Source organism: uncultured Psychroserpens sp. (assembly GCF_947500255.1).
GTDB lineage: Bacteria > Bacteroidota > Bacteroidia > Flavobacteriales > Flavobacteriaceae > Psychroserpens.
In genome coordinates, this window is the sequence record NZ_CANMRL010000004.1 from 200,603 (window position 1) to 212,944 (window position 12,342).

Here is a 12,342-nt window from a genome sequence, read left to right on the forward strand (position 1 = left end):
CATTACATTCCTGTTCTAATAGCCTCTACTGGATCTAATCGAGATGCCGATATTGCAGGAATAACACCAGATATTAAGCCTATCAATGAAGACAATCCGAATCCTAAAAATATATTAGTGAATGACAGTACAAAAGAAAAATCTTGAATAGCAGCATTGGCTATTAATGAGCCAAGCCATACCATAATTACACCAATCAAACCGCCAAGGAGAGACAAAATCACAGCTTCAAATAAAAACTGAAATAAAATAAATCTATTCTTAGCACCTAAGGATTTTTGAATACCAATTAGGTTTGTACGTTCTCTTACACTCACAAACATAATATTAGCGATTCCAAAACCACCAACTAATAGAGAAAATCCACTTATAATCCAACCAATGATATTCAATGTTGAAATAATACCATCTATAGCATCTTGCAATCCTGAGATTACACTAATGAAAAATGAATCTATTTCATCTGGTTTCAAACCGCGTCTGGCTCTCATTTTTTGAACCACATCTGCTTTCAACTCATCAATATCAGCATTACCTTTAGGCTTTATAATCACAATATGGTTCATATTTTTATTGTTATCGCCATAACGATTTCTTACATAATTTGCTGGCAGAAAAATAGAAATATCATTACTATCACCAAACAATCCAGACCCTTGCTTCTTAACAACTCCTATTACAGTAAATTTTTGACCATATAGCCTTACTTTTTTACCAATAGGTTCTAATTCGCCAAAAAGTGAATTCGCAATTTCATCTCCTATAACAATAACAGGTTTACCAGTATTTGATTCTGATTCACTATAAAAACGACCCTTAGAAAACTGTAGTGCTTGAATATCATCAAATTCATCGCTTACCACAACTGTATTAATACTACTTACGGTGTTTGATTCATACCTAACCGTTTCTCGTCTTACAAATAACTGATAGGCAACATGCTCGGCATCTGAAAGCGATGATTTTAAATACTTATATTCATTGTAGGAGACTTCAGGAAATTGTAAACGTTTCCATCGTGGTACATTACTAGGCCCAAACGAAAACTTTGCTAAATACATCGTGTTACTGTCCAAACCACTCAACTGCTCTTTTATATCTCTATCTAAAGAATCTACTGCAGCCAACACTGCAATGATTGAAAAAATACCAATAGTGATCCCCAAAAGCGACAAAAATGTACGAAGCTTATTATTACGTAATGCATTGATGGCAAAAGAAAAACTTTCCTTAAATAACCTTAAATAAACGAGCATTCTATGGGATTGGTTTTATGAAATTGTAAGATACTAGGTTTTCAACAATTTATTGTTACAAAAAACTTAAATAAACTACTATTTCCATTTACATTAACTATTGATATTGCGTATTTTTGGGCTTTAATTTTTCACAACTTCGATTCATAACCGAAACACAACGACAACAACACAACAATGAGCAACAACAAAACCATTAAATCTGCTTTAATTTCAGTTTTTAGCAAAGACGGATTAGAACCAATTGTTAAACAACTTGATCAGCAAAATGTAACCATTTATTCTACAGGTGGTACAGAAAAATTCATTAAAGACTTAGGCATAAATGTCGTGCCTGTTGAAGATGTTACTTCCTATCCTTCTATTTTGGGCGGACGCGTAAAAACATTGCACCCAAAAGTATTTGGAGGCATTCTAAACCGACAAAATAACGAAAGTGATGTTGCAGAATTAGTTGACTTTGATATTCCTCAAATCGATTTAGTTATTGTTGATTTGTATCCTTTTGAAAAAACAGTAGCTTCAGGCGCTTCCAACCAAGATATTATTGAAAAAATTGATATTGGTGGTATTTCATTGATTAGGGCTGCTGCCAAAAATTATGCAGATGTGATTTGTGTATCTTCTGTAGATGATTATTCTGAATTTCTAGACCTTTTGAAATCTCAAAACGGAGAAACTTCTGAAGCCGACAGAAAACGATTTGCAGCTAAAGCTTTTAATGTATCATCGCATTACGATTCTGCAATTTTTAATTATTTCAATGCAGATCATGAGATTGCTTCACTCAAAATTAGTGAAACAAATGGACAAGTATTACGTTATGGTGAGAATCCACATCAACGCGGATTTTTCTTCGGAAACTTTGACGACTTGTTTACTAAACTTCACGGAAAAGCATTAAGCTACAACAACCTTTTAGATGTTGATGCAGCTGTTAACCTAATGAACGAGTTTAAAGGTGAAGCACCAACTTTTGCTATCTTGAAACACAACAATGCTTGTGGTTTTGCACAGCGTGACACGATTCATCAAGCTTATGTAGACGCACTAGCAGGTGATCCTGTTTCTGCATTTGGTGGTATCTTGATTGCCAACACTGAAATTGATAAAGCAACCGCCGAAAAAATACATTCTTTATTTTGTGAAGTTGTTATTGCTCCTTCATTTTCTGAAGAAGCGCTAGAGATTTTAAAAGGAAAAAAGAATCGAATACTTTTAATTTTACATGATATAGAATTTCCAAAAACTACTGTAAGAACATGTCTTAATGGTGTTTTAGTCCAAGATAGAGATAACAAAACCGATAGCATTGCAGATTTAACGCATGCAACCGACAATAAACCTACAGAAAACGAGTTAGAAGATTTGATATTTGCCTCAAAAATTTGCAAGCATACCAAATCTAATACGATTGTTTTAGCAAAAAATAAACAATTGTGTGCCAGCGGTACAGGACAAACAAGTCGTGTAGATGCACTTAACCAAGCGATTCATAAAGCACAGTCGTTCAACTTCGACTTACAAGGTGCTGTTATGGCTAGTGATGCATTCTTCCCGTTTCCAGATTGTGTAGAAATTGCAGATAAAGCAGGAATCACTGCTGTGATTCAACCAGGAGGCTCAATTAAAGACCAATTAACCGTTGATTATTGTAATGAAAATAATTTAGCTATGGTAATGACAGGAACACGCCATTTTAAGCATTAATTTTATTACATTTACAACACACCAAAAAATTAAAACAATAACGACCTCATAATATTAGAATAGCGAATGGGATTTTTTGATTTCTTAACCGAAGAAATAGCCATAGATTTAGGAACTGCAAATACACTTATTATCCACAATGACAAAGTTGTTGTTGATAGTCCGTCTATAGTTGCCAGAGACCGAATTTCAGGCAAAATCATTGCCGTTGGTAAAGAAGCCAACATGATGCAAGGTAAAACACACGAGAACATTAAAACGATTAGACCTTTGAAAGATGGTGTAATTGCCGATTTTGATGCCTCAGAACAAATGATAAGCATGTTTATTAAAAATATTCCTGCTTTGAAAAAGAAATTATTTACACCTGCACTTCGAATGGTCGTTTGTATTCCATCAGGAATTACAGAAGTAGAAATGCGAGCAGTAAAAGAATCTTGTGAACGTGTTAATGGTAAAGAAGTATACTTAATTCATGAGCCAATGGCTGCTGCTATTGGTATTGGTATCGATATCATGCAACCTAAAGGAAACATGATTGTTGATATTGGAGGTGGTACTACTGAAATTGCGGTAATTGCCCTTGGAGGAATTGTTTGTGACAAATCTGTAAAAGTAGCAGGTGACGTATTCACTAATGATATTATATACTACATGCGTACACAGCACAACCTCTATGTAGGTGATCGTACTGCTGAAAAGATAAAAATCCAAATTGGAGCCGCGACCGAAGACCTTGATCTTCCACCAGAAGAAATGAGTGTACAAGGTCGTGATCTATTAACTGGAAAACCAAAACAAGTTCAGATTTCTTTTAGAGAGATTGCAAAAGCATTAGATAAATCCATTTTAAGAATTGAAGATTCTGTGATGGAAACCTTATCACAAACGCCTCCAGAATTAGCTGCCGATATTTACAATACAGGTATCTATTTAGCAGGTGGTGGTTCGATGCTTAGAGGATTAGACAAACGTCTATCTCAAAAAACAGATTTACCTGTTTATATTGCTGAAGATCCCTTAAGAGCTGTTGTTCGTGGTACTGGAATTACACTTAAAAACCTTGCTAAATTTAAAAGTGTATTGATTAAATAACTGAGAACACCTACATCGCATGCAACAAATTATCAACTTTGTCATTAGAAACAAAACGTCCCTTTTGTTTCTGTTGCTGTTTGGTATTTCTTTAGCACTAACCATACAATCACATTCTTATCACAAAAGCAAGTTTATTAATTCTGCTAATTTTATAACTGGTGGTATTTATGACAAAGCCAGTGGGATCTCTAATTATTTTGATTTGAAAACACAAAATGATATCCTCATTGAAGAAAACAACAGATTGCGATCTCAAGTTTTTAATGCTTCAGATTCTACCAGTATAATATCCATAGATAGTATATCCTACAGTGGGCGTTATAAAATACAATCAGCTCGAATTATCAATAATAATTATGCGTCATCAAAAAATTACTTAACCATTAATAGAGGAGAAAAAAATGGTATTAAAGAAGATTTTGGTGTTATGACATCTAAAGGCATTGTAGGTATCATTGACAATACATCTAATGGTTATGCTCGCGTGCTTTCTATCTTAAACACAAAAAGTAAAATTAACGCTCAACTAAAAACTTCAGATCAATTTGGATCATTAGAATGGAATGGTAAGTCATCTTCAATTGTTCAACTAACAGATATTTCAAAATTTGCACCTGTAAGAGAAGGAGACACTATCGTAACTGGTGGAAAATCTTCTATATTTCCTAAAGGTATTCCCATAGGTGCTGTAGATAATTTTGAACTGGACATTAGCGGTGACACCTATATCGTTAACGTTAAATTATTTAATGATATGACCAATCTATCTCATGTCTATATCATAGAGAATTTAGATGCCGATGAAATAAAACTCTTAGAAAACCCTGTTGATGAATAGTTTAAATCTCAATAGCATCATTAGGTTTATTGTACTTGTGTTAGCGCAGGCATTACTATTTAATAATATTAACTTTTTAGGGAATATCAATCCTTATCCATACATACTATTCATTTTATTATTTCCGGTAAATAATAACCGTTCTCTTTTCATTTTTATGAGCTTTATGTTAGGGTTATTTGTAGATATTTTTTCTGATTCTGGTGGTGTTCATGCTGCATCTTGTGTCTCCATTGCATTTATAAGACCAGCTGTATTGAAGTTTGCATTTGGTATGGTATATGAGCATCAAAACATGAAGTTCAATAACACCGAATTTGGTAACAGATTGATCTACTTTTCAATTTTAATAGCGATTCATCATTTTATTATGTTCACCATGGAAATTTTTAACATTTCGAACATAATTTTAATATTACAGAAAACGTTATTTTCAAGTATCTTTACGATTATACTTTGCGTATTAATTTCAGTACTTTTTAGTAACAAACAACGATGAGGAAACTTCTACTTTTATTAACCGTAGTTACTGTTGGACTTGTATTTATTGCTCGCTTGTTCTATTTACAAGTGTACAATAAGCAAGCCTATAATCTTTTTGAGGATAGTGCGATTAAAAAAGTATATGATTACCCTAAACGTGGTTATGTCTATGATAGAAATGGCAAACTACTAGTTGCTAATCAACCTTCTTATGATGTCATGGTTATCCCTAGAGAAGTTGAACCATTAGACACTTTAGAATTTTGTAGGCTATTAAAAATTTCCAAAGACGACTTTAAAAAAACATACGACAGAGCAAAAAATTACTCACCACGATTACCTTCAGTGTTTGTACCGCAGCTATCCAAAACTGATTATGCGGTGCTTCAAGAAAAGATGCGAAAATTTAAAGGGTTCTATATTCAAAAACGTTTTCTGCGTGACTATAGAACATCTATTGGTGCTAATGTTTTAGGTGACATCGGAGAAGTTAACCAGCGAATTATAGAAAGACAACCTTACTATAAAATGGGAGACCTCATTGGTAAGCAAGGGGTAGAATTATCTTATGAAAAAATTCTTCGAGGTGTCAAAGGCATCAAGTTTATTCAAAAAGATCGATTCAATAAAAATATTGGCCCTTATAAAGAGGGACGTTATGACACTTTACCTCAACCAGGAAAAGATATTAAAATTACAATTGATTCTGACTTACAGCAGTATGGCGAATTATTAATGACCAATAAAAGAGGTGGTATTGTTGCTATCGATCCTAGTAATGGTGAAATTCTCGCACTAGTGACAGGGCCGAGTTATAATCCTAATTTACTTGTTGGCCGAGAGCGAAATAAACACTTTTCAAGATTGTTCTTAGATACTATAACAAGACCAACATGGGATAGAGGTCTTCAAGCCCAATATCCTCCTGGATCCCCTTTTAAAGTGATTAATGCATTAATTGGTTTACAAGAAGGAGTTATCAATACAAGCGACAAAGTGACTTGTAGAATGGGATATTATTATGGAAGTCGAAGACTTACAGGTTGCCACCATCATAAAAGTCCGGTAGATATGAATAATGGTATTGCGCAATCCTGTAATGCCTATTTTGTAAATGCCTATCGTAAAATAGTCGACAAATACGATGATGCAGGGAACGCTATGAATACATGGGCCAAACATGCCAAAAGTTTTGGACTAGGAAATTACCTAGGCTATGATTTACCTGTTGGACAAAAAGGTAGAATACCTGATGGAGATTACTATGATAAAGCTTATGGTGATAATCGTTGGGGATCAACTTATATTGTTTCAAATGCTATAGGTCAAGGTGAAGTTGAAGCGACACCAATTCAACTTGCTAATATGGCTGCTGCTATTGGAAATCGTGGTTATTACTACACACCACATATTATTAAAGACATTGAAGGCGAAACCATTGACACGAAATATACAACGCCAAAATATACAACTATAGACAAAAGACATTTTGAACCTGTGATACAAGGAATGTTTGATGTATATAACAAAGGAACTGCAGCAACCCTTCGCATTCCTGGTATTGATATTTGTGGAAAAACTGGGACTGCTGAGAATTTTATCAAAATTGATAGTGTAAAAACACAACTAACCGACCATTCCATTTTTGTGGCCTTTGCCCCTAAAGACAATCCAAAAATAGCTATCGCAGTTTTTGTTGAAAACGGATATTGGGGAAGCCGTTTTGCTGGACGAATGGCCAGTTTGATGATTGAAAAATATATTAAAGGCGAGATTACTAGAACAGATATGGAACATTGGATTTTAACACATAGCTTAGAAAATGAGTATGCAAAACCCTATTCTGGCGAGCCTTTTAAAATCAATGGAGAAACAACACTTCAAGTTGTAGATAAAGTTGTTGCAGATAAAGTTGAAAAACTAAAGAATGACGATCTCAGTAATTCTATTAGAATAAATGCAAACCAATCTAACCAAAAGTAGTAATGTACAGAGAAAATCATAGAGGTTTTAGATTTGATTGGATTACTATTGTTTTGTTTTTACTGTTGGTAGGTTTTGGCTGGTTAAATATTTTGTCGGCATCTCATGAAGGTGAAATTACTAGCTATTTTGATATGAGTCAACTCTATGGAAAACATCTGGTTTTTATAGGACTTACCTTTGTTTTAATTGTTCTTATACTCTCATTAGAAGCTAAATTTTATGAACGGTTTGCCAGTATTATTTATATAGCAGCCATGCTAGCCCTTGTTGGACTCTTTATCTTTGGTAAAGATGTAAATGGTGCACGTTCATGGTATGGTATAGGTAGTATGACCATACAACCTAGTGAATTTGCAAAATCTGCCACTGCTCTGGCGCTAGCAAAGTACATGAGTGACTTGCAAACCAATATGAATTCATTAAAGGATCAACTGAGAGCGGTAGCAATAATCATGGTTCCAGCTATTTTAATCTTACTTCAAAATGATGCAGGAAGCACTTTAGTTTACACTTCTTTCTTTTTTGTATTCTACAGAGAAGGCTTACAGCAAGTCTATTTAATCATTGGCCTATCAACCATTGTGCTCGCCGTTTTGGCATTAAAATTTGGACTCATAGCAGTTGCTATTGTTGCCGCTATTGTTCTCATCATCGTTTATTTCTTCAGAAGGAAAAAGCGTAACTCTATTATACAATCTATAGTTCTTCTTTTAGTATGCATAGCCTTTTCAGCAGGTGTGAAATTATTTTATAAGCATGTGCTACAACCACATCAACAAAATAGAATAAGCCTATGGTTGCGTCTAGAAAAAGACCCTGTTCTACTAGAAAAAATGAAAAAAGAAGAAGCCTATAATCTTATTCAGTCTGAACAGGCTATAAGCTCTGGTGGACTATTTGGTAAAGGTTTTTTACAGGGTACGAGAACCACTGGTAAGTTTGTACCAGAACAGGAAACTGACTATATTTTTAGTACTGTTGGTGAAGAATGGGGATTTCTTGGCAGCACATTAGTTGTGATTTTATTTATGGCATTAATTATACGAATATTATATCTAGCTGAATCCCAAAAATCCCAGTTTAGCCGTGTTTATGGCTATGGCGTAGCTTCAGTTTTCTTTATTCATTTTACCATCAATACTGGTATGGTTATGGGCTTAATTCCAACAGTAGGGATTCCTTTACCTTTCTTTAGCTATGGAGGATCTGGTCTTTGGGGCTTTACTATATTACTATTTATTTTTATAAAATTGGATAGTAATAAAATTAACGAGTGGTAATTAAAAAAGCTGCCTCAATAAAAGTTGGACAGCCTTTTTAATACAACTTAACTTTTCTTTTTCTTTATAGGAAGAAAGACACTAGGTATAGCTTTAATACCACTAAAAAACTGTTTTGCTTACAACCTAACTATATCAATCAATCAGTTAATGGTAATACCTAGTGTCTTGTAACTGCTTTTGTCTGAAAATTAAGACTCTAAAAACTTAAATTCAAATTCGAGCATTAGATGTGAGATTCTAGAATTCTCTGAAATTGTGAGACTAATTCGACCATTGACAATTTAGACACCTCACATCAACAATTTGACAATCTCTAATTTATACAGTAAAGGTGCGAAGATAATTTCATATATTTTTATTTATGTTTTTTATAATAAGCATAAACAAAATTTATAATAAAAAAGGAGCCTTTATGGCTCCTTTATGTTTTTTAATGATCGTCTAACTATTGTAAACTGGCCAAACTTGACTTTAAAGTTTCTATCTTAGCCAAAGCATCAGCCTCTTTTTTCTTTTCTGAAGCAACTACTTGCTCAGGCGCATTATTAACAAAACGTTCATTAGATAATTTCTTTTGTACCGAGGTTAAGAAGCCTTCAGTATAATTTAATTCCTCAGTAAGTTTCTTTACTTCAGCCTCAACATCAATACTACCCTCCATAGGTATAAAATATTCATTAGATTTTACTCTAAAAGTTAAAGCACCTTCAACAGATTCATTGATATACTCAAAACTTTCTAGGTTACCTAGTTTAGAAATCACCTCATCAAAGCTAGTCGAAACATTTTCGTTATTTACAGCCGAAAATGCAATCGCATCCTTAAAAGCAATATTCTTCTGTTTTCTAATATTTCTAATACCAGAAATCACCTCAGAAGCAAAGTCAAATTCAGAAATTAAGTTCTCATTAATCGTTTTAGTTTCTGGCCATTCAGCAATAATTAAAGCTTCTTCAGGTGAGCGTTCCTCAATATATTGCCAGATCTCTTCGGTTAAGAATGGCATAAATGGATGTAGTATTTTCAAAATATCTTCAAATAACACAATGACTTGTTCTAAAGTTTTCGCATCAATAGGTTGCTGATATGCCGGTTTTATAATTTCTAATAACCATGATGCAAAATCGTCCCAAATGAGCTTATAAGTTGCCATTAGCGCATCACTTAATCGGTATTTACTGAAATGATCTTCAATATCTGCAATGGTCTTTTGAAATTTAGACTCGAACCATTCTATCGCTATTTTACTTGAATTGGGCTGAACAATCGTATCATCTACATCCCAGCCTTTAACTAATCTAAAGGCATTCCAAATTTTATTAGCAAACTGCTTTCCTTGCTGACATAAATCTTCATCAAACATTAAATCATTTCCGGCTGCCGAACTTAACAACAGTCCTACTCTAACGCCATCTGCGCCGTAATCTTCAATCAATTTTAAAGCATCTGGCGAATTCCCTAAAGACTTAGACATTTTTCGACGCTGCTTATCTCTAACCAATCCAGTGAGATATACATTTTCAAAAGGTCTTTGATCTTTATATTCATATCCTGCAATAATCATTCTCGCCACCCAGAAAAATAATATATCTGGTCCTGTAACTAAATCATTTGTAGGATAATAGTACTTGATTTCCTCATTTTCAGGGTTTCGAATACCATCAAAAACACTCATTGGCCATAACCATGAACTAAACCATGTATCTAAGGCATCAGAATCTTGGCGAATATCATCTCGTTCAATACTAATCCCTTTCTCTTTAATTAAAGTGTGTGCATCATCTATAGTTTCGGCTACAACAAAATCCTCTTTGCCATCACCATAGTAATAAGCAGGAATCTGTTGTCCCCAAAGTAATTGACGTGAAATATTCCAATCGCGAATATTTTCCATCCAATGACGATACGTGTTCTCAAATTTCTTTGGAAACAGTTTTACGTCTCCATTAGTTAGCACAGCATCTAAAGCTGGCTTTGCCAGATCTTCCATTTTTAAAAACCATTGATCGCTTAAACGCGGTTCTATTATGGCTTTAGTTCGTTCTGAAGTTCCTACTTTATTGGTATAATTTTCGGTTTTAACTAATTTATTTGCCTCCTTGAGCTCCTTTACTATTGCTTTCCTTACTACAAAACGATCCTGTCCTTCATAATGCATTCCGAAGCTATTAAGTGAGGCATCTTCATTAAATATATCTACGACTTCTAAATGATGTTTATCCCCTAAAACTTTGTCATTTTCATCATGCGCAGGTGTCACTTTTAAACAACCTGTACCAAACTCAACATCCACATACTCATCTTCAATAATAGGAATCACCCTTCCACAAATAGGTACAATAGCATTTTTACCTTTTAGATGTACGAAGCGCTCATCATTTGGGTTTATACAAATGGCTGTATCACCAAAAATAGTCTCAGGTCTAGTAGTAGCAATAACTAGCGTATCATCACTTCCTTCAACTTGGTATTTAATGTAATAGAGAAAACCTTGCTTTTCAACATGAATTACCTCCTCATCAGACAATGTTGTTTTAGCTTCAGGATCCCAATTAACCATACGATATCCTCTGTATATCAGTCCTTTGTTATATAAATCAACAAATACTTTGATTACAGCCTCACTCATGTCATCATCCATGGTAAATTTTGTACGATCCCAATCACAAGAGCATCCAAGTTTTTTTAGTTGGTCAAGAATTACGCCTCCATACTCTTCGGTCCACTCCCAAGCGTGTTTTAAAAATTCTTCACGAGATAGGTCATTTTTGTCAATACCTTGGGCTTTTAACTTAGCCACAACCTTTGCCTCAGTAGCAATAGACGCATGATCTGTTCCTGGAACCCAACATGCATTCTTTCCTTTTAAACGTGCACGACGGATAAGTACATCCTGAATGGTATTATTCAGCATATGTCCCATATGAAGTACTCCTGTTACATTTGGAGGAGGAATAACAATGGTATATGGTTCTCTTTCATCTGGTGTAGAATGAAAGTAATTATGTGTCATCCAGTAGTCGTACCACTTAGTTTCTACTGATTCTGCTGAATATTTTGATGGAATGCCCATGCGTTTGGTATTGTTTTTGCTTTATAACTGACAAAAGTACTTATATTTCTTTTTTTGCGAAATGATTAAAAGAAATAATGACCAACTAAACTGTAATTAATGTTAATTATATGGTCATACGGCTAATTTATTTTGCGGAATCACAAAAAGTAAGTAGTTTTGATAGTATCAATTTAAAATTAAAATGATGAAAAATTTAGTAATAATTTTATGTGTAGCATTCTTAAGCATTGGAGCTTATGCCCAAGAAAAGGTAGCTAAAATTGAATTTAAAACAGATGTTATTGATTATGGAACCATAGAAAAAGGTTCGGATGGTGTTAGAGTATTTGAATTTACTAATACAGGAAATGCACCACTTATAATAACTAATGTAAAGTCAACTTGTGGTTGCACAGTACCTAAGAAACCAAAAGGTCCTATTCTACCAGGAGAGACTGGAGAAATCGAAGTAAAGTATGATACTAATAGAGTTAATCCTATTAGAAAAACAATTACTGTAACTTCTAATGCTGACACTCCTACAGTAGCCTTAAAAATTAAGGGTTTAGTTGTTGATCCAAGTAAAACAAGTGTATTAGAAAAGAAAAATAAAAGTGTAATGGAGCAATAAGA

Annotated in this window: 9 protein-coding genes; 7 read left to right on the top strand and 2 right to left on the bottom strand. The window is 34.0% G+C overall.

Annotated elements, in window-relative coordinates; all coding sequences use genetic code 11:
- Nucleotides 1-2: 2 nt before the first annotated feature.
- Nucleotides 3-1,256 (bottom strand): ABC transporter permease, encoded by a 1,254-nt coding sequence (locus Q0783_RS13045; RefSeq protein WP_298895807.1) that lies wholly within the window; start codon nt 1,254-1,256, stop codon nt 3-5.
- Nucleotides 1,257-1,433: 177 nt separating this feature from the next.
- Between Q0783_RS13045 and purH the strand changes: the two genes are divergently transcribed.
- From purH to rodA, 6 genes are all read left to right on the top strand, one after another.
- Nucleotides 1,434-2,966: a bifunctional phosphoribosylaminoimidazolecarboxamide formyltransferase/IMP cyclohydrolase gene (purH, locus tag Q0783_RS13050; protein ID WP_298895809.1), complete on the top strand. Its 1,533-nt coding sequence runs from the start codon at nt 1,434-1,436 to the stop codon at nt 2,964-2,966.
- Between the two features lie 66 nt (nt 2,967-3,032).
- Nucleotides 3,033-4,061: a rod shape-determining protein gene (locus Q0783_RS13055; protein ID WP_230936590.1), complete on the top strand. Its 1,029-nt coding sequence runs from the start codon at nt 3,033-3,035 to the stop codon at nt 4,059-4,061.
- Nucleotides 4,062-4,080: 19 nt separating this feature from the next.
- Nucleotides 4,081-4,902 (top strand): rod shape-determining protein MreC, encoded by an 822-nt coding sequence (mreC, locus tag Q0783_RS13060; RefSeq protein ID WP_298895811.1) that lies wholly within the window; start codon nt 4,081-4,083, stop codon nt 4,900-4,902.
- Nucleotides 4,895-5,401 (top strand): rod shape-determining protein MreD, encoded by a 507-nt coding sequence (locus Q0783_RS13065; protein ID WP_298895813.1) that lies wholly within the window; start codon nt 4,895-4,897, stop codon nt 5,399-5,401. The genes mreC and Q0783_RS13065 overlap by 8 nt, the downstream gene beginning before the upstream one ends.
- Nucleotides 5,398-7,368: a penicillin-binding protein 2 gene (gene mrdA / locus Q0783_RS13070; protein ID WP_298895816.1), complete on the top strand. Its 1,971-nt coding sequence runs from the start codon at nt 5,398-5,400 to the stop codon at nt 7,366-7,368. Before Q0783_RS13065 ends, mrdA begins: the two co-directional genes overlap by 4 nt.
- 2 nt (nt 7,369-7,370) lie before the next feature.
- Entirely contained in the window at nt 7,371-8,651 is a 1,281-nt protein-coding gene (rodA, locus tag Q0783_RS13075; protein WP_298895818.1) for a rod shape-determining protein RodA, read from the top strand.
- Nucleotides 8,652-9,099: 448 nt separating this feature from the next.
- On the opposite strand, the gene Q0783_RS13080 is transcribed toward rodA, so the two are convergent.
- A complete protein-coding gene (locus Q0783_RS13080; RefSeq protein ID WP_298895820.1) occupies nt 9,100-11,727 on the bottom strand; it encodes a valine--tRNA ligase in 2,628 nt (875 codons plus the stop codon).
- Nucleotides 11,728-11,914: 187 nt separating this feature from the next.
- Here Q0783_RS13080 and Q0783_RS13085 point away from each other — a divergent pair, with 187 nt between their 5' ends.
- Nucleotides 11,915-12,340, top strand: coding sequence for a DUF1573 domain-containing protein (locus tag Q0783_RS13085; RefSeq protein ID WP_230936596.1), 426 nt, complete (start codon nt 11,915-11,917; stop codon nt 12,338-12,340).
- The last annotated feature ends 2 nt before the right edge of the window (nt 12,341-12,342 follow it).